A 19,290-nucleotide genomic window follows, 5' to 3' on the forward strand; every position below is an offset into this window, starting at 1 on the left:
GAAATAAGGAGGTCGTTCATGAAGTATTCAGAATATCAACCTCGCTCAGACCTGTTAAAGGATCGTATTATCCTGATCACAGGTGCCGGCGATGGCATTGGACGTGCAGCAGCGATCAGCTATGCCCTGCATGGTGCGACGGTAGTGCTGCATGGTCGTACCCTGAACAAGCTTGAAGTCATCTACGATGAAATTGAAGGTTTGGGTGCACCACGCCCGGCAATTCTGCCTTTACAGCTTTCCAGTGCTTCTGAGCGTGATTACGAACTCCTGTTCGAAACACTGAGTAAACAGTTTGGTCGTCTGGACGGAATTCTGCATAATGCAGGCATGCTCGGTGAACGGATTGAACTGGCAAACTATAGCCCCGGCGTCTGGGATGATGTAATGGCTGTCAACCTGCGTGCACCCTTTGTGCTGACTCAGGCCCTGCTTCCTCTGCTCGAAAAATCTGAGCATGCTTCCGTGGTCTTTACCAGTTCAGGTGTAGGCCGTCAGGTGCGTGAACGCTGGGGAGCTTATTCAGTTTCCAAGGTTGCTATTGAAGCGGTAAGCCAGCTATTTGCCAAAGAAAATGTACATCCACATGTGCGCTTTAACTGCATTAATCCGGGTGCAACCCGGACTGCGATGCGTTCTAAAGCCTATCCGGATGAAGATCCACTAACCTTGCCAACCCCGGAATCGATTATGCCGGCTTATCTGTACCTGATGGGTGATGACAGCCTGCATATGAATGGTCAAAGTATTGATGCGCAGGATTAACTGCTGATTGAAGTGAACATGATTGAAATGAGGGAGCCTTGGCTCCCTTTTTCATTGCTATTTTAGACAGAAATAATGCATAAATCTTCTCTGACTCCACCCTGGTCGCATTGAGTTTCGTTAAAATTCACCCATACTATCGCTAACAGATTTTGATTCGAGTGCAACATGACTGACCTAAACAACATCACCGTGACCACTTTGGAAGATGGCATGGTGTCACTTCTGATTGATCAGCAGCCAGTTTCTGAAAAATACGGCGTGAAGTTTGAAGCCAGCATTGTGGACGACATCAAGGCACTCGAAAATGGCAGCAAGCTGAAACTATTCGAGCAGTTTATCTTTTCCCATACCGATCTGAACTTTGAACATGCTTATTACTATGTGACAGGTATTGAAAAACTGGATGATGGCTACCGTCTGGCTAAACATTTTGTGTATCGCATTAAAATTGAAAATCAGCCAGATATCGAACATGTAATTAGCAATCAAGGCAAGCCCATGACCACGGATGATGTACGTGCCTTTATTAATGCACATATCCAGAAGTCCCTGACTGACTATACCGATCTGAACTACGCTTACTAAGCCAGGTTTAAACCGATATAAGAGCACGCCAAGCGTGTTCTTTTTTTATTCGGGAAACCTATTAAAAACAGCTATAAATCGGTTTTTTACATACTAATAATAATTTTATTCGGTTTTTCAAATTAAAGCCTGAGCGCTATGATACCTGTATTCAAGATGATGACCAGATAAAGGAGAATCCAGCATGGCTGACCAAAAACGTAAAATCGAGACTATTCGCCATATTGAAAGCCTGCAATTATCAGCTAGCTTGATTCAAGCTTTAGATGATGCCACTGAAGCGGAATGTGTGGCTGAAGCAATCCAGTCGTTACAGGGTTTGACTGAACAATGGAACTAGTTCAGACCTGCAAATATTGAGGTACTATTCGACTGGAATACAGGAGATAAATTGCCCTAATTAACCGAGTTTCTCTTGACCTCACCATACATTAGCCTCAGGATAGTATTTCACAGCTTCTCAAGCGCTTAGCCTGTATGAAGTGTTCAAAAACTACTGAAATCATGGCATAGTCATAATCTCTCTGCATTCTTTAAAGAATACATGCCTGATCTTCACAGTTTCTCTGCAATTTTTGCGTAAATTAGACTGTAGAAAATGAACAATTGATTGAGGGTTCACCATGAAAAAGCTTTTGGTTGCTTTGACAATGTCTATCAGTACATTAATGCTGACGAATGTTGCCAATGCTGCGCCGCATTTTGATGATGAACGTCATATGGATCAACGTCAAGGTCAGTCTAAAAAATTCCGTGATCGCGCAGATGATGACCATGAAGACCGTCGCCGCATGCGTGAAGAGCGTGGTGTAAAGCGTTTACAGCAAATGAAATGGCAACCCGGCTATGTGATGCCACAGCATTATCGCGGTAATGGTTATAAAGTTGAATATAAAGACCACAAGTTGCCAAAACCTGACCGCAGACAGCAATGGTATAAAGTCAATAATGAATACATTCTGGTCGATTCGGACAACAACAGTATCATTCGAATTCTTGGACATTAAATCCTCACATTTTCATAGACCCAACTTGTTTGGGTCTTTTTTATTTTAGTCAGGTGGTATTGGATGCTGTTCTTGACTAAAAAAACCTGTAATTCACTCTTATTCTTCTTTTTTTCTTCATAAATTTAACAATTCGCCTAAATTGCCCTCACGGTTTCTCTCTACTGATTCGCTAATTTAGTCTCATCGAAACGATAATGATGAATTCAGGTGAATGCCATGAAAAAAGTGTTAACAACAATCGCTTTATCCTTGAGTGCTTTAGTTGCAACTTCTGCAATGGCTGCACCGCAACATGATCCGCGTTATGCGCCACATAAACCGGCACCGCATTGGGATCATAAAGATGCGAAAAAATGGGAAGATCGCCGTGATGACCGTCGCTGGAATGATAAACGCTATAACAACCGCGTGGTAAATCCAAGCCGTGACTGGCGTGTCGGTCAAAAGCTGCCTAACCAGTATGACAACCGCCGTTTTGAAGTAAGTGGTTATGAAGCACGCCGTCTGCCAAATGCAGGCAGAAACCAGCAGTGGTACAAAATTAATGGTGATTATGTGCTAGTCAATGAGCGTAATGACAAGATTATCCGTATCCTCAACTAAATCTCAATTCTGTATCTTTTCTCCATTGCACCTGAAGCCCACGCTTCAGGTGTTTTTTTATTGCTGTACTTCGTTCCCGGGTTTTTTTAGAATCAAATTCAATTAAGTATTATTTTCTAATATAGGCCTGCGCATGAACCCAGCAGAACCGTCTCAAAGCACAACTTTGCAATATGTGCATTGGTTTCGCCATTCTGCGCCCTATATTAATGCGCACCGTAACAAGACCTTCGTGATCATGTTTGATGGCGAGGCGGTGCTGCATGACAATTTCCAGCATATTATTCACGATATTGCCCTGCTGCATTCTCTCGGAATTCATCTGATTCTGGTGCATGGTGCGCGTCCACAGATCAACCTGAATCTGGCAGCAAGTCAGATCAGCACGCCTTTTCATCGTCAGCGCCGAATCACAACCCGTGAATCGTTGAGCTGTGTCATGAATGCCGTCGGTTCAATCCGCCTGCAGATTGAAGCCCTGCTCTCGATGGGACTGGCCAACTCACCCATGTATGGCGCCCGTATTGATGTCGTATCCGGTAATTTTGTTACTGCCAAACCTTATGGGATTCGTGACGGTATTGATTTCCAGTTAACCGGTGAAGTCCGTACCGTAGATACCAATGCGATTCAGCGTCATCTTGACAGCCATAACATTGTGGTGCTTGGACCAACCGGTTATTCCACTACTGGCGAAGTGTTCAACCTGCTGGCTGAAGAAGTTGCGACCAAAACTGCGATTCGTATCAAGGCAGACAAGCTGATTTTCCTGGGTAAACAGCATGGCCTGCTGAATACAGATGGACAATTGCAACGTGAAGTACAACCAAGTCAGCTGGATGCTTATATGATGCAGGATGCTCAAGACCTGCCATCCGAACTGAGCTTGCAACTTCGTGCCGCACAGGAAGCTTCAATGAATGGCGTCAATCGTGTGCATCTGATTTCCTATGCTCATGATGGCGCGCTGCTGGAAGAACTCTTCACCCGAGATGGTTCCGGCACCCTGATTACCGATGCCCATTATGAAGATGTACGTATGGCTACCATTCAGGATGTTGGCGGTCTGATTAACCTGCTACGGCCTTTGGAAGAAGAAGGCATTCTGGTGTATCGCTCACGCGAACGTCTGGAAAATGAAATTGAACAGTTCGCGGTCATTGAACGTGACGGCATGATTCTGGCCTGTGCCGCGCTATACCCGATTCCAACCACAGGCAATGAGCTGCGTTCTGCTGAAATTGCCTGTGTCGCTGTCGATCCAAGTTATCGCAAGTCCAACCGCGGCAGCCAGATTCTGAATTATCTGGAAGATAAAGCCCGGAGCATGGGTATTCAGCAACTGTTTATTCTAACCACCCGCACTGCACATTGGTTCCTAGAACAGGGTTTTGAACAGTCCTCTGTCGATGATCTGCCCGATGCCCGTCAGGCGCTATATAACTATCAGCGTAATTCCCTGGTTTGTAAAAAGTCACTTTAATGTGACTTTTTATTTGTTTATATATCTTATTTTTTGCTAAAGATATGTAGATTTCTCAAATATTTAACTTAAAAAGCTTTGCATGGATTTTCATATCCATATCTTTATATTTTATTAAAAAAATTATATATATATTTCAATAACTTAAATTATATAAAAATTAAATTCCATAAAAATTCCAAATCACTTTTCTATATAAGTTTTGCGCTTTTTTATTTATCTTTTTTTCTCATTAGAAATTCCCGAATTGTTATTTTTTTGGAAAATAAAAAACGATTAGCGTATGCCTAACTTGTCTATTCCATCTAATTGGCTTTTTGTCAGGAGCTTATATTCATGCGCCAATCTACGGTTAAATTCATTGCAAAAACAGCAGCCCTGAGTACTGCTATTGCTGGCGTAATGTTGCTCTCTGGCTGCTCTAAAAAAGAAGAAAGTGTAACGCTGAATATCGGTTTCCAAAAATATGGCGTCCTTCCAATCTTGAAAGAACGCGGCACGTTGGAAACTGTATTAAAACAACAAGGCGTAAATGTGAAATGGGTGGAATTCCCGGCAGGTCCACAATTACTTGAAGGTCTGAATGTAGGCAGTGTGTTTTTTGGTGAAGCCGGTGAAGCACCGCCAATCTTTGCTCAGGCAGCCAACTCAAATCTGGTGTATGTCGCAAACCAACCTGAAGCACCTAAGGCTGAAGCTCTGATTGTACAAAAAGACTCAAATATTCAGTCCGTCCAGGACCTGAAAGGCAAACGTGTCGCACTCAACAAAGGCTCAAATGTTCATTATTTACTATTAAAAGTCCTTGAAGCCAATAATCTGAAACTCAGCGATATTGAAGTGGTGTACCTGCCACCTTCTGATGCACGTGCCGCTTTTGAGCGTGGAGCGGTTGATGCCTGGGTGATCTGGGATCCATTCTTTGCGGCAGCAGAACATCAGATTGGTGCACGTGTGATTGCAACTGGTGAGAATATCGTGAGTAATCATCAGTTCTATCTGGCTGATCGTAAGTTCGCTGAAGCGAATCCACAGATCATTGATGCGGTAGTGAATGAGCTGAACCTGACTACTGAATGGGTATCTAGCCATCAAGATGAGGCAGCGAAACTTCTAGAAAAACCAACAGGCTTGGCATTTGACGTATTGAAAACTTCAATTTCACGTATGGGCTTTGGGGTAAAACCGCTCACACCAGAGGTGGCGCAAAAACAGCAGCAGGTTGCTGATGCCTTCTATGGCCAGCAACTGATTCCAGCAAAACTGAATATTCAATCAGCAATTTTAACCAAATAAATCATAGGAAAATATCAGGGGATCTAATAATGACTCAACATCAGCGACACAACAAAGCAATCACATGGTTCAAGACCTCCAGTCATGCTATGAATGCCGCATTAGTTGCTTGTGCGATGTTGGGTTCAAGTGCCGCTTGGGCAGTTGATCCGTCAGTGAAACAGCTTCGTGTAGGCTACCAAAAAGCTTCGGTAAACCTGGTCATTGCACAACAGCAAAAGCTGCTTGAACAGGAATTTCCAAATGCAAAAATCAGCTGGAACGAATTTCCAGGCGGACCACAAATTTTAGAAGCATTAGCTGTAGGTTCTATTGATATCGGTGCGACTGGAGACACTCCTCCTGTCTATGCTCAAGCTGGTAATAAGCCATTGCATTATTTTGCTTATGAAACTGCAAAACCGCTCTCTTCTGCCATTCTGGTACAACACAATTCCAAAATTACCAAACTGAGCCAGTTAAAAGGTAAGCGTGTCGGCGTTCATCGCGGTTCCAGCTCGCATTATTTACTGGTCCAGGCAGTACGTAAGGCAGGTTTGCAATGGACCGATATCCAGCCAATCTGGTTAAGCCCTGCGGATGCACGCGCAGCTTTCCAGAAAGGTGCGATTGATGCCTGGGCAATTTGGGACCCGTACTATGCTGCAGCGCAAGTAGAAGATAAAGCCAGAGTCTTAGCTTCAGGGAAAGGCTTAAGCCCCAATTATACCTTCTATCTGGCTTCAGAAAATTTAATTAAAAAACACCCGCAAGCATTAAAAGGAATTATCAAACAGGTCAATGTTGCAGATAAATGGGTACAGCGTCATAAAGCTGAAACTGCAAAAATCTTTGCGCAAAGTACTGGCTTAACACCAATTGTCAGCCAGACCTTTATCCAGCGTCGTCCTAATCCATCTGGTGCTGCACCGCTCACCAAGAAAGTGATTGCCGACCAGCAAGAACTCGCGAACCGTTTTAGCGAACTCAAGATCATTCCAAAATCTATCAATATTCAGCAAGCCGTTTGGGCAGGCAAATAATTCAAGGATCAAAGACATGAAAATTTTCTGGTTTATTCCGACACATGGTGACAGCCGCTACTTAGGTACCAGCAAAGGTGCACGCCAGGTCGATCATGCCTATATGAAACAGATTGCAGTTGCGGTCGATAACCTGGGCTATGAAGGTGTACTGATTCCAACAGGCCGTTCATGTGAAGATCCATGGTTAACCGCAGCCAGCCTGATTGACGCGACCAAGAAATTGAAATTCCTGGTTGCGCTACGTCCGGGTGTAACGACTCCTGCACTGGCTGCACGTATGGCAGCAACCTTTGACCGTTTATCTGGTGGCCGTGTCTTGCTAAATCTAGTCACTGGTGGTGATGAGCAGGAACTAAAAGGCGACGGCGTGTATGAAGATCACGAAACCCGCTACAAGACTGCAACTGAATACACGACAATCTGGCGTGAAATCCTGAAACGCTCTCACACGGGTGAAAGCTTCACTTTCCACGGTGAACGCTTAAGTGTAGACGATGCAAAATTGCTCTATCCACCTATTCAAGAACCTCATCCTCCACTGTGGTTCGGCGGTTCTTCAGATGCTGCGATTGAACTTGCAACAGATCAGGTTGACACTTACCTGACTTGGGGTGAACCACCTGCAGCAGTCAAAGAAAAGATTGAAAATGTCCGTGCCAAAGCTGAGGCGAAAGGCCGTAAGCTTAGCTACGGTATCCGTTTACATGTGATTGTTCGTGAAACCAATGAAGAAGCATGGAAGGCCGCAGAAGAGCTGATCCAGTATGTAGATGATGCAACCATTGCAGCAGCGCAGGCAAAATTCAAGCAAATGGATTCAGTCGGTCAGCGTCGTATGGCTGAACTGCACAACGGCGACCGTAGCAAACTTGAAGTCTCTCCAAACCTTTGGGCAGGTGTCGGTCTGGTACGTGGTGGCGCAGGTACAGCACTGGTAGGTGACCCTGAAACTGTCGCAGCACGTATTCAGGAATATGCTGACTTGGGTATCGATACCTTTATCTTCTCAGGCTACCCACATCTGGAAGAGTCGATCCGTTTTGCTGAACTGGTATTCCCACTTTTACCACTTGAAACCCAGAAAAAATTGACTCAGCCAAACCTGACAGGTCCATTCGGTGAAATTGTGGCGAATAACTACACACCAGATGAGAACAAGAAAGCTGCGAGTGTTCAGGAGCCAGCTTAATGTCGAAAGTCGTTTCTGTTGAAACCATCGCAGAAAAGAAGGTTTCACGTGGAACACAACTCAGGCAGCGTTTGCTGCCCTGGTTAGTTCCCATTGGATTAATTTTGATCTGGCAGATCGCGTCTAGTACCGGCCTGCTGGAAAGCCGAATTTTACCTGCACCGAGTGCAGTCATCGCCGCATTCTGGGCTCTGCTGATGAGTGGCGAACTCTGGACCCATGTAAAAGTCAGTGCTGGCCGTGCCCTGAGTGGTTTACTGGTGGGTGGGGGTTTGGGGCTGCTTCTAGGTTTACTCAATGGTTCATCCAAAGCTGCCTCTACCCTGTTCGATACCACTTTACAGATGATCCGGAACATCCCTGCCTTGGCCTTAATTCCACTGGTGATTTTATGGTTCGGCATCGATGAATCAGCCAAGCTGTTTCTGGTCGCCATCGGCGTGTTCTTCCCGATCTATATCAATACCTATCATGGCATTCGCTCAGTCGATCCGCAGCTGATCGAAATGGGTAAAAGCTATGGGCTCACCCGTTGGCAACTGTATAAAGAAATTATTTTACCAGGCGCAATGCCTTCGATTCTGGTGGGTTTACGTTTCTCGTTAGGTTTAGTGTGGGTACTGCTGATTGTGGCTGAAACCATTTCTGCACAGTCCGGGATTGGTTATATGACCATGAATGCACGTGAATTCCTGCAAACCGATGTGGTACTGGTCGGTATTTTACTGTATGCCCTACTTGGCAAACTGGCGGATGTTCTGGCGGTTGCCTTGGAACGTTTCCTGCTGCGCTGGCATGCTGGCTATCAAAAATAAATGAATAATATTGAGGAGCATGTGATGACTGATCTCAGCTTAGGGCGTCTCGCCAATGACCAAACTGCACCACAAGACTATGCTGCGGCAGATATTGATCCTCATGCAGTCATCGGTGCCGAAATTATTATTGAACAGCTGCATAAGTTCTATGGCTCGGTCAAGGTTCTGGAAGATCTGGATCTGCATATTCAGCCGGGCGAATTCCTGGCAATTGTCGGTCGTAGTGGTTGTGGTAAAAGTACCCTACTGCGTCTGATTGCCGATCTGGAAAAACAGAGCTACGGCGAAATCAAGTTCAAGTCAGCACGTCATATTCGTGAAGGTATTACTGCGGACGATATCCGGGTGATGTTCCAGGATCCGCGTTTGTTGCCATGGCGGAGCATTGAACAGAATGTGCAATTGGGCTTGCCGAAAGGTCAGCATGCCAATGCATCAAGCATGCTGGAGAAAGTCGGCTTAAAGGAAAAAGCAGGGCTATGGCCATCGCAACTGTCGGGTGGTCAGCGTCAACGTACAGCCTTGGCACGTGCTTTATCCCATAAACCACGTATCCTGCTCTTGGATGAACCATTAGGTGCCCTGGATGCCTTGACCCGCCTTGACATGCAGAACCTGATCGAGAAGTTATGGACTGAACAGGGCTTTACTGCGATCCTGGTGACTCATGATGTCAGTGAAGCCGTACAGTTAGCAGATCGCATCATCCTGCTGGACAAAGGTCATATTGCCAAAGAGTTCCGTGTCAACTTGCCACGTCCACGTCAGAAAGGAATTCAGTTTGCTGAACTGGAACAGCAAGTTCTGAATGCCGTACTGGCAACATAAAAAGAAACAAAACCCGGACTTAGCTCCGGGTTTTCACTTTGAAGGATAGATAATTCTTAGAATTTCATCAAAATTAAAATTACAGTCCATCTTAAAAATAAAATGTCATGAATCTGACATTAATTAAACTGATTTCTCAATAACAAAAGGCTTCAAAATAATTTAAACATTTTCAAAAGCTTGATTTTTATACTGGGATTCGCTAGTTTTGTAAGGATTACATAGTTGATCTACAGAATAAATCATCATTATTCAAAAAATTAGACTTCTACTTTGTGCACAAATCTGATGATTTGCCGTACAATTCAATATTCCCTTTTTTAATTGTTTTTATATTGCTGATGGAACAAAAAAAGAGTACTCAAAAGCGCAACCAGCTGCTCAGTGCCGCTCTAGACGTTTTTTCCCTATATGGTTTTAGTGGGGCAAGTCTGGACGAAATCGCACAAATTGCAGAAATGCATAAATCTAATATTTTCTATTACTATGAAAATAAAGAAGCTCTCTATGTAGAAGTGTTAACCACCGTACTGCAAAAGTGGCTTGCACCGCTGCAAATGCTTGAAGCCGAGCTAGAACCGGAAGAAGCGATCACCAATTATCTCATGCAGAAAATTGAAGTATCACGCACGCAACCGAAAGCATCTCGCCTGTTTGCATTGGAAGTGATCCAGGGGGCACCACATATTCTGGAAATTCTGAAAGGTCCACTGAAAAAACTGGTGAAACGTAAAGCTAAGGTGATCAGTAACTGGCAGGAACAGGGCAAGATTTCTAAAGATATTGACCCTGAACTGCTGATCCTGAATATCTGGGCAGTGACACAGAACTATGCCGACTTTGCTATACAGATGGAAATGGTGACCGGCAAAACGCTGCGTAACCGTAGCATGCAGCAGCGTGTGATTCAGCACACTGTACATATGATGCTTTACGGTGTACTACCACGTCCTGAACAAAACGCATAAGTTTTGCTTGGCATACGACCATAGTCATTATGGTCGCCGATCCGGTCTTTGACCTTATTCTTATTTTAACATCTGATATAAAAATAACAGTTTTTGCGCGCCTAACAATAAGTTTTCCTCCCAGTCGAGATGCGCTGTGTCATTGGCACCATCGGTAATGTATTTTACAGAAATCAGGCGTACGCCGAGTTTCTTGCATACCTTGGCCAGTGCATAGCCTTCCATGTCGACCAGTTGGCAGGGCACTTTCGGTTGTCCTGTTTCGAAGCTATCTCCGGTTCCGCAAATACCCTTGGGCAAATGATCAAAGAAAGGCTCAAGCTCGATTGCTCCCGGGAAATGCTGATCCATCGGGGTTAAGCCGACGTCAAAACCGAGTGGTGAAACATCCATATCGCGCTGCACAAAATGGCTGACTTCGACCAGGGCATGCGCATCAAAATGCGAACTGCCTGCCGTACCTAGGTTCAATAAAGTCTTGCAGCCTGTGTTCTGAATCACTTCAAAGGCTTTAAAGGCTGCGTTGACTTTGCCAATACCGCTATAATGCACATCAATACCTTGTGCTTCAAATAAGCCTTTGGATTCATTGGGCAAAGCCATAATCAGTGCATGTTCAGACATTGGGTTTCCATATCAATTTTAAAATACTGGACTATTAAAAGATAAACAGGTGAGCGCTGCAAATAAAAATCGATTTCTGCTCAGCAGAAAATGGTTTCTCCCCTGTCTGCTATAAACCTGTTTAAACTGCCAGAAAAATAGAGATAGCTCTGATTATTAGAGAGCTAAGGAAGCAGGAAATATTGATTAATTTTTATTTTATTCAGCCGATTAAGTTCTAGGCTAAAGATTTTTAAATAAAAGATATTGCATAAAAACACAACAACAAGACGAAACGTAAAGATTATGGCAATATATAGCCTCTTCGAATTTCCAAGCACCTGATTCGCCCATGAAGCTGCTCCGTCTAAATGCCTTATCGTCTCGCACAGAGTTACCTAAAACGGTGGTTACCATTGGTAATTTTGACGGTGTACATTTAGGTCATCAGGTCATGATCAAACAGCTGAAAGCCGTGGCGGAACAGCAACAGCTGAAAAGCGTGGTCATGATCTTTGAACCGCAGCCACTGGAATATTTCAAAGGCTATGAGGCCCCACCCCGTATATCATCTTTACGCGAAAAGGTGGAATACCTGACTGAACTGGGTGTGGACTATATTGCGGTGGCGAAATTTGATGAAAGTTTCCGTAGCCTGAATGCAGAACAGTTTGCCGATATTCTGAAAGATAAACTGAATGCCGAGCATCTGGTGTTGGGTGATGATTTCCACTTCGGTAAACACCGTCAGGGCAATAGCGAATTCCTGCGTAACTATGGTTTTCAGGTCACCAATCTGGATACCGTACAACTCGACGGCGAACGTGTCAGTTCGACCCGTATCCGTCAGACACTACAAGCAGGCGATCTTGCCCTGGCTGCCAAACTCCTGGGGCGCCCTTATAGCATTACCGGGCGGGTACAGTATGGTGACCAGATTGGCCGCACCATTGATTTCCCGACCATTAATGTGCGCTTAAACCGTCATAGACCGTGTTTGCAGGGTATTTATGGCGTGGAAGTGGTGTGTGAAACCGAATCTTTAAAAGATAAAGCTATAGCTGATGATGCAAGCAAAACAGGCATTGCTGGCTATGACCCCACCGGTCTGTTTGGCGCCGGACATGTCGGGACCCGTCCGGCCATTCAGCAGGAACAACCAGAATGGCGATTAGAAGTACATTTCCCTGATGTTTCTGCTAATCTGTATGGCCTGTTGATGCGGGTGACATTCTTAAACTATTTGCATGGCGAAAAGAATTATCCTTCGCTTGAAGCCCTAAAAGCCGGAATTGATGACGATGTCGAGAAACTACTTGAGTTTCGTCGAAATCACCCCACATTTCCCTTTTAATCCCCCATATTTTTATTGTAAAACGTGTCTGTCAAATGACAGATTGAATTGGAAGACAACTTGCATGAGCGATAAGCAAACTCCTGAAAATGCAGTGGATTACAAAGCCACGCTAAACCTCCCAGGTACTGACTTTGCAATGAAGGCAAATCTGGCAGTACGTGAAGCGAAATGGTTAGAAGAGTGGTATGCCGACAACATTTATCAGCAGATTCGTGCGTCGCGTATTGGCAAGAAAAAATATGTACTTCATGACGGCCCTCCGTACGCAAACGGCCAAATCCACTTGGGCCATGCAGTCAATAAAGTCTTAAAAGACATCATTATTAAAAGCCGTGTCATGGATGGCTTTGATGCCCCATATGTACCGGGCTGGGACTGTCACGGTCTTCCAATTGAGCTTAAAGTTGAAGAAAAAGTCGGTAAAGTCGGCGTGAAAGTCGATGCGTCTACCTTCCGTAAAGCTTGCCGTGAATATGCCTACACCCAAGTTGAATTACAAAAGAAAGATTTTGTACGTATGGGTGTGTTCGGTGATTGGGACAATCCGTACCTGACCATGAACTTCAAACAAGAAGCGGATATTGTTCGCTCACTGGGTGCAATCGCAAAAGCTGGTCATATCGAACCAGGTCTGAAACCGGTCAACTGGTGTCTGGACTGTGGTTCATCTCTGGCTGAAGCTGAAGTTGAATACGAAGATAAAAAATCGGATGCAATTGACGTCGGTTTCACCGTTGTAGATTTAGCTGATTTATCTGCACGTTTAGGCGTAGAAGTCACTGACCGTACTGATATCGTGATCTGGACCACAACGCCTTGGACGCTTCCTGCGAACCAGGCCGTTGCCCTGCATGCTGAAATTGAATATCAACTGGTGAAAGCACGCGGCGAAGAAAAAGAACCACAAAACTTTATCCTGGCGAAAGATCTGGTGGAATCTGCAACTGAACGCTACGGTTTTACCACTGTTGAAGTCATTGCTGATTTTGCCGGTAGCAAACTTGAGCACCTGGTTCTGCAACATCCACTGATTAACGATCGTCAAGTGCCTGTAATCTTGGGCGAACACGTGATTGCCACCAGTGGTACCGGTGCAGTACATACGGCGCCTGGCCATGGTGTGGACGACTATAAAGTTGGCTTGCTGTACAACCTGAAAGTAGAAAATCCAGTCGGCGGTAACGGTGTGTATTTACCAACGTCTCCGCTGTTTGCTGGCGAGCATATCTACAAAGCCAATCCGCAAATTATTGCTGCATTAGCAGAGGCCAACAAGCTTTGGGCACATCAGCCAATCAAACATAGCTACCCGCACTGCTGGCGTCATAAAACCCCAATTATTTTCCGTGCGACACCACAATGGTTTATTAGCATGGATGCCAAAGGCTTACGTCAAGGTGCATTGAATGCGATCGAAAACGAGATCAGCTTTGTGCCGGACTGGGGTAAAAACCGTATCCAGGCGATGATTGAAGGCCGTCCAGACTGGTGTATCTCTCGTCAACGGACCTGGGGTGTGCCAATTCCGTTCTTCGTGCATAAAGATACCAATGAATTGCATCCACGTACGCCTGAACTGATCGAAGAAGTCGCTAAACTGGTTGAACAGGAAGGTATTGATGGTTGGTACAACCGTGATGCACGCGAGTTCATCGGTAATGATGCTGAACAGTACAATGCGGTACGCGATACCCTGGACGTATGGTTCGACTCGGGTACAACGCACTACGCTGTATTACGTGAACGTGAAGAACTGCAAGATCCTGCGGATCTTTACCTTGAAGGTTCAGACCAACACCGTGGCTGGTTCCAGTCTTCGTTGTTAACCTCGATTGCCATCAACGAACGCGCACCATATAAAGGCTTGCTGACGCACGGCTTCGTGGTGGATGAGAAAGGCCGCAAGATGTCGAAATCGTTGGGTAACATCATTACCCCACAAGACATCATTAAAGATATGGGTGCAGACGGTTTACGCTTCTGGATCGCATCGGCGGACTACCGCTATGAAATGACTGCGGGTAAAGAAATCTTTAGCCGTGCATCAGATGGTTACCGTCGTATCCGTAACACACTGCGTTTCTTGCTTGCCAACTTGAATGGCTTCAAACCATCAACTGATGCGCTTCCTGTAGATCAATTGATCGCGCTTGATCAATACATCCTGCAACGTGCAGCTGAAGTACAGAAAACTGTTCAGCAAGCTTATGAAGATATGAACTTCCATATCGTAACCAATGCCTTGACCAATTTCTGTATCAATGACCTGGGTGGTTTCTATCTCGACATCATCAAAGACCGTCAATACACCACCAAAGCTGATTCTCAGGCACGTCACTCTGCACAAACTGCACTGTACCATCTGGTACAGGCATTCGTACGCTGGATGGCACCGATCTTGAGCTTTACTGCACAAGAAGCTTGGCCACTGATTCCTGAGCAGTCAGAGAAATATGTGTTCACTGCTGAATGGTATGACATTCCAGCCGCATCTACTGCGAACTTGGTGACTGAAGCTGAATGGCAAACGCTGATTTCGGTAAAATCTGCAGTGAACAAGTTTATTGAAGCGGCGCGTACTGAAAAAACAGTGGGTTCGAACCTGTCTGCCAAAGTTGAACTTTGGGCTGCTGCCGAGTTGAAAGCGGTATTGGACAAACTGGGTGATGAACTGCGTTTTGTACTGATTACCTCTCAAGTGATCGTGAGTGACTTTGAGGCTGCCCAAGGTGAAGCATCTGATCTGGAAGGTCTGAATGTGAAAGTTTCTGCAGCAGACGGCGAGAAATGTGTACGCTGCTGGCATGTACTTCCTGATGTAAACACACATGCATCACACCCAGGCTTGTGTGGCCGCTGTATCATCAACCTGCCGACAGGCCAAGGCGAAGAGAGAAAATATGCCTAATCCACAAGAGAAAAAGGGCTTATTCCAGTTCTATCCTCACAACTTGTGGTGGTTAGGTCTGACTATTGTTTCAATTATTCTGGATCAATGGACCAAATGGATTGCGACCACTAGTCTGAATTACGCAGATCCAGTACCTGTCCTGCCCTTTTTAAATTGGACATTACTGCATAACTATGGCGCAGCCTTTAGTTTTCTGTCCGATGCCGGTGGATGGCAACGTTATTTCTTTACTTCGCTGGCAGGAGTAGTGTCTGTGATTTTCGTGTTCTGGCTGATGCGTATGCCAAAGAACATGAAAGTTTTACCTTTGGCCGTTGCCCTGATTCTGGGCGGTGCCATCGGCAACCTGATTGACCGTGTTTCTCTCGGCTATGTAGTCGATTTTATTCATGTTTATTATCAGAATAGCCACTTCCCTGCCTTTAACCTTGCAGACAGTGCCATTACGTTAGGTACTATTTTAATGCTGATTGACACCTTCTTCTTAGAAGGAAAACGCAACCAACAGCAGGCGAAATAACATGACTGATTTTATTAATCCTAACGAGGAAACTCGTATTGAAGCTGGCTCTAAGGTTGAGCTTCATTTCTCAGTAGCCATTGAAAATGGTGTTGAAATTGACAATACCCGCAGTCGTACTGAGCCGGTAAGTTTGGTGATGGGCGATGGCAGCTTGCTACCAGGCTTTGAAAAAGCGCTGTTCGGTTTACGCGCCGGTGACCGTCGTACCGTAAGTCTTCCTCCTGAAGATGCTTTCGGTCCATGGAATCCTGAAAACGTACAAAAATTTGATACTGTGAAATTTGGCGAACGTCCAATTGAAGGTCATATGATCGAGTTTGAAGACAAAGCGAAACAAAGCCTGTATGGCGTGGTGAAAACCGTCGGTGATGACATCACTGAAGTGGATTTCAACCACCCGCTAGCTGGCAAGAATATTACTTTTGAAGTAGAAATCTTTAAAGTAACCCCAGCCGGTCAACAAGGTGTGAAATTGATGTAAGCATTATTTCAAGACAAAGCGCCTTCGGGCGCTTTTTTTAGTGCAGATATCAAGATACAAATCATGCCTATTCATCCTTGCTTATTCTGATTAATTTAAATTGAGTGAAGCAATGACAGGATAATAAGATGAAGATTTACATCATTGTAGGCAGTATTCGCGAAGGACGTGTAGCGATCAAAGTAGCTGACTGGATCTTTAAACAAATTAAAACCTATCACTTCAGTACATTGGAAGCTGAAATTGTCGATCTGAAAGAATGGGACCTGCCGATGTTTGCTGGCGCACATCCTCCACTCACCGGTATTTATGACCAGCCTAAACAACAGGAATGGGCTGATTTCATTGCACTCGCAGATGCCATTATTTTTATCAGCCCGGAATATAACCATGGCTACAGTCCAGCCCTAAAAAACGCCCTGGATTATCTGGGTAAGGAATGGCAAGGCAAACCGGCGGCTTATGTCGGCTATGGTGCGACCAACGGTTCGCGCTCTATCGATCAGATCCGTCAGGTTGGTACGCAGCTTGGTTTAGTGGATACCAATGCGGTAATCGAAATCCGTGATATTTTTAGTCGTGCGAAGGACTATACCTTTGAAGGAAATGAATTTGATAATAAAACCCTACGAGGTGTAGTAGACAAGCTGATTCAGTACGTCAGTGCATAAGTTGCTGCGGACAGCCACGTCCGTTTTAGCTTACAAGCCAAGCAGAAATCACTGCTATTTGCCTACAAATATACACGCTATATTTAAGTCATCACTGGACAGGATGTCCAATAGCGATACAAGAATAAGAAAAAGCGCATCACAACAGGAAGTTGCCAGATCCGACAGGAGTCAGATCTTCATAGCAAATCCAAAAGGCCTCGACATCCTGTCGAGGCCTTTTACTTCCTGGGTTGTCTATAAGCTTAAATATTCCCGCTCTCTTGCTGCAAATTTCAGCACCACTGTACGCTATGGCGTACAAGTATTGGGGAGAATTGAGGCTATACCAAATCCGGAATTCCTCTTATAGTTAAGACATACAGGACAGGATGTCTTGAAGAATAAAAAACAATAAATGCAGCAGGAAGTTGATCGGTATGACAGGAGTTATACCTTGATAAATGAATCTGGAAAAGCCCTGACAGGATGTCAGGGCTTTTTCTTTTATACCTTTATAAGAAGCATATTTTTACTCTTAAATGAAAAGAGGATTCCTAAGAATCCTCCTATCTATATAAAAATTATGACTTAAAGCGCTGTGACCTTTAACAAACGTGCCTGAGGACCATCTTCAATCACCCAGATGCCCCCATCCTGAGCCTGTACTGCGCCACGAATCCGTGCTTTCATATCGAGCCGTTGAACTTCTTTGGCAGGTTGCTGCATTGTATCTATAATAATAATTGCCTTGGAAGAAAGACCTGTGGCTATCGCTTTATTTTGCCATTGCGGGAACATTTTTCCGGTATAGAAGTTCAGGTCAGATGGAGAGATTACCGGCGTCCAGTCCAATACAGGTGCTTCAAATTCAGGTCGGGTACTGTGGTCAGGAATTGGCTTTCCATCATAATGATCACCATTTGATACTAAAGGATAGCCATAATTTTTAGCCTTGATAATCTTGTTTAGTTCATCACCGCCCTTCGGTCCCATTTCAATGACCCAGAGCTGCCCTTTGGGATCAAACGCCATTCCCAGAGGATTACGGTGTCCAAGACTCCAAACCTGCTGGGCAATTTCACCCTGATTCATAAAGGGATTATCGGCAGGGATCGAGCCATCATCGTTCAGGCGAATAATTTTACCGGCGTTAGACTTCATATCTTGTGCAGGATCAAACTGTTGACGTTCACCCGAGCTGATCCAGAGCTTGCCATCCGGCCCGAATACAATTCGGTGTCCATAGTGGCCCTGCCCCGAAGAAAATTTAGGAACCTGAGTCCAGATTTTTTCGATCTGGGTGAGCTGTGGTGTACTACGCTTCAAATCCAACTTGCCACGAATTACTACTGCGCCATAACCGCCTTGACCCTGTTCAGCATAGCTCAGATAGATCCATGGGGTATTGGCGAAATCAGGATGTAATGCGACATCTCCCAAGCCGCCCTGACCGCCATAAGCCACTTTTGGGGTGCCTTTAATTACAGTCTTTTTCTTGGTTTCTGGATCGAATAAATACAGTCTGCCTTTACGCTCGGTAACCAATAGATGACCATCCTTTAAAGGTGCTATCGCCCATGGTTCATTAAACTCGGCAATATTATTAACCTTATAGGCTTGCTGTACTTGAGTGGAAAAAGGTGTAGTTACAGTTTCAGAAGTAGAGTTTGCCGCTTCCGGACTCTTATTCAGTTCCTGTGACGTCTTGTTCTGTGCATGACAGGCAGTCAGGCTATAAGGGATAAAGCCTAAACACAACATTGCTGCGAGATGAACCTGTTTCATTGTTATTCTACATACTTATTAAAACGAATAACTTACAATTTAGCATCTCAAACGCTCACTAAAAGCATAAAAAGGTTAACAATCGTAAACGAAAATAACCCTAGCTTGCGCCGATAAGTCTTAACTATATTGAAACTATCCCTTGATACAGGCTGAATTACATTAGATTTTCACCTGATAGATCTGTTGGCCCGCAGTTTTCAGTAAGCAATCAATTGATCAGATCTCTCCCATAAAAAAACACCCCCTTCTATTGAAGGGGGTGTTTAGAATAATGAGCTGGCGATGACTTACTCTCACATGGGTAATCCCACACTACCATCAGCGCTAAGAGGTTTCACTTCTGAGTTCGGGAAGGGATCAGGTGGTTCACTCTTGCTATGGTCGCCAGCACAACTGGTATG

At 44.8% G+C, this 19,290-nt stretch carries 19 protein-coding genes and 1 rRNA gene; 17 read left to right on the forward strand and 3 right to left on the reverse strand.

All coding sequences use genetic code 11. From position 1 onward, the window contains the following. The first annotated feature begins 18 nt into the window (after positions 1–18). The 12 genes from F955_RS03145 to F955_RS03195 all read left to right on the forward strand — a co-directional run bounded on the left by F955_RS03145 (position 19) and on the right by F955_RS03195 (position 10,573). Positions 19–765, forward strand: a complete 747-nt coding sequence (locus F955_RS03145; protein WP_004813911.1) for a YciK family oxidoreductase — start codon at positions 19–21, stop codon at positions 763–765. 168 nt (positions 766–933) lie between these two features. Then, on the forward strand, positions 934–1,353 hold the full coding sequence (locus F955_RS03150) for a hypothetical protein (RefSeq protein WP_004813913.1): 420 nt from the start codon (positions 934–936) through the stop codon (positions 1,351–1,353). 184 nt (positions 1,354–1,537) lie between these two features. Then, positions 1,538–1,693: a hypothetical protein gene (locus F955_RS16680; protein ID WP_004813915.1), complete on the forward strand. Its 156-nt coding sequence runs from the start codon at positions 1,538–1,540 to the stop codon at positions 1,691–1,693. Positions 1,694–1,976: 283 nt separating this feature from the next. After that, positions 1,977–2,360 carry an RcnB family protein gene (locus F955_RS03155; protein ID WP_004813917.1) on the forward strand — a complete coding sequence of 128 codons (384 nt, stop codon included), beginning with the start codon at positions 1,977–1,979 and terminating at the stop codon, positions 2,358–2,360. Positions 2,361–2,579: 219 nt separating this feature from the next. After that, entirely contained in the window at positions 2,580–2,966 is a 387-nt protein-coding gene (locus F955_RS03160; RefSeq protein WP_004813919.1) for an RcnB family protein, read from the forward strand. A gap of 133 nt (positions 2,967–3,099) precedes the next feature. Beyond that, positions 3,100–4,449: an amino-acid N-acetyltransferase gene (gene argA / locus F955_RS03165; RefSeq protein WP_004813921.1), complete on the forward strand. Its 1,350-nt coding sequence runs from the start codon at positions 3,100–3,102 to the stop codon at positions 4,447–4,449. Between the two features lie 336 nt (positions 4,450–4,785). Then, on the forward strand, positions 4,786–5,745 hold the full coding sequence (locus tag F955_RS03170; protein WP_004890938.1) for a sulfonate ABC transporter substrate-binding protein: 960 nt from the start codon (positions 4,786–4,788) through the stop codon (positions 5,743–5,745). Positions 5,746–5,774: 29 nt separating this feature from the next. Continuing rightward, the gene (locus tag F955_RS03175) at positions 5,775–6,767 is read left to right on the forward strand and encodes a sulfonate ABC transporter substrate-binding protein (protein WP_004890941.1); all 993 of its coding nucleotides are present in this window, start codon (positions 5,775–5,777) and stop codon (positions 6,765–6,767) included. 16 nt (positions 6,768–6,783) lie between these two features. Further along, complete coding sequence (ssuD, locus tag F955_RS03180) at positions 6,784–7,959, forward strand: FMNH2-dependent alkanesulfonate monooxygenase (RefSeq protein WP_004890944.1); 1,176 nt, start codon at positions 6,784–6,786, stop codon at positions 7,957–7,959. Then, positions 7,959–8,774: an aliphatic sulfonate ABC transporter permease SsuC gene (gene ssuC / locus F955_RS03185; RefSeq protein WP_004890947.1), complete on the forward strand. Its 816-nt coding sequence runs from the start codon at positions 7,959–7,961 to the stop codon at positions 8,772–8,774. The genes ssuD and ssuC overlap by 1 nt, the downstream gene beginning before the upstream one ends. A gap of 24 nt (positions 8,775–8,798) precedes the next feature. Next, positions 8,799–9,605 (forward strand): ABC transporter ATP-binding protein, encoded by an 807-nt coding sequence (locus F955_RS03190; protein ID WP_004890950.1) that lies wholly within the window; start codon positions 8,799–8,801, stop codon positions 9,603–9,605. A gap of 332 nt (positions 9,606–9,937) precedes the next feature. Continuing rightward, positions 9,938–10,573 carry a TetR family transcriptional regulator C-terminal domain-containing protein gene (locus F955_RS03195; protein WP_171058634.1) on the forward strand — a complete coding sequence of 212 codons (636 nt, stop codon included), beginning with the start codon at positions 9,938–9,940 and terminating at the stop codon, positions 10,571–10,573. Between the two features lie 60 nt (positions 10,574–10,633). Here F955_RS03195 and F955_RS03200 read toward each other — a convergent pair whose 3' ends face one another. Next, positions 10,634–11,197, reverse strand: coding sequence for a 5'-methylthioadenosine/S-adenosylhomocysteine nucleosidase family protein (locus F955_RS03200; protein ID WP_004890952.1), 564 nt, complete (start codon positions 11,195–11,197; stop codon positions 10,634–10,636). 331 nt (positions 11,198–11,528) lie between these two features. Between F955_RS03200 and ribF the strand changes: the two genes are divergently transcribed. The 5 genes from ribF to F955_RS03225 all read left to right on the forward strand — a co-directional run bounded on the left by ribF (position 11,529) and on the right by F955_RS03225 (position 17,119). After that, a complete protein-coding gene (gene ribF / locus F955_RS03205; protein ID WP_004890954.1) occupies positions 11,529–12,530 on the forward strand; it encodes a bifunctional riboflavin kinase/FAD synthetase in 1,002 nt (333 codons plus the stop codon). Positions 12,531–12,594: 64 nt separating this feature from the next. Beyond that, positions 12,595–15,441, forward strand: coding sequence for an isoleucine--tRNA ligase (gene ileS / locus F955_RS03210; protein ID WP_004890956.1), 2,847 nt, complete (start codon positions 12,595–12,597; stop codon positions 15,439–15,441). Continuing rightward, on the forward strand, positions 15,434–15,964 hold the full coding sequence (lspA, locus tag F955_RS03215; RefSeq protein WP_004813944.1) for a signal peptidase II: 531 nt from the start codon (positions 15,434–15,436) through the stop codon (positions 15,962–15,964). The genes ileS and lspA overlap by 8 nt, the downstream gene beginning before the upstream one ends. A 1-nt stretch (position 15,965) precedes the next feature. After that, on the forward strand, positions 15,966–16,448 hold the full coding sequence (locus F955_RS03220) for an FKBP-type peptidyl-prolyl cis-trans isomerase (protein WP_004890959.1): 483 nt from the start codon (positions 15,966–15,968) through the stop codon (positions 16,446–16,448). Between the two features lie 128 nt (positions 16,449–16,576). Beyond that, positions 16,577–17,119 carry an NADPH-dependent FMN reductase gene (locus F955_RS03225; RefSeq protein WP_004890962.1) on the forward strand — a complete coding sequence of 181 codons (543 nt, stop codon included), beginning with the start codon at positions 16,577–16,579 and terminating at the stop codon, positions 17,117–17,119. 570 nt (positions 17,120–17,689) lie between these two features. Here F955_RS03225 and F955_RS03230 read toward each other — a convergent pair. After that, complete coding sequence (locus F955_RS03230; protein WP_004890965.1) at positions 17,690–18,886, reverse strand: PQQ-dependent sugar dehydrogenase; 1,197 nt, start codon at positions 18,884–18,886, stop codon at positions 17,690–17,692. A gap of 277 nt (positions 18,887–19,163) precedes the next feature. Continuing rightward, positions 19,164–19,278: ribosomal RNA gene (gene rrf, locus F955_RS03235) — 5S ribosomal RNA — on the reverse strand. Between the last annotated feature and the right edge of the window lie 12 nt (positions 19,279–19,290).

This window comes from Acinetobacter schindleri CIP 107287 (genome assembly GCF_000368625.1).
Lineage (GTDB): Bacteria > Pseudomonadota > Gammaproteobacteria > Pseudomonadales > Moraxellaceae > Acinetobacter > Acinetobacter schindleri.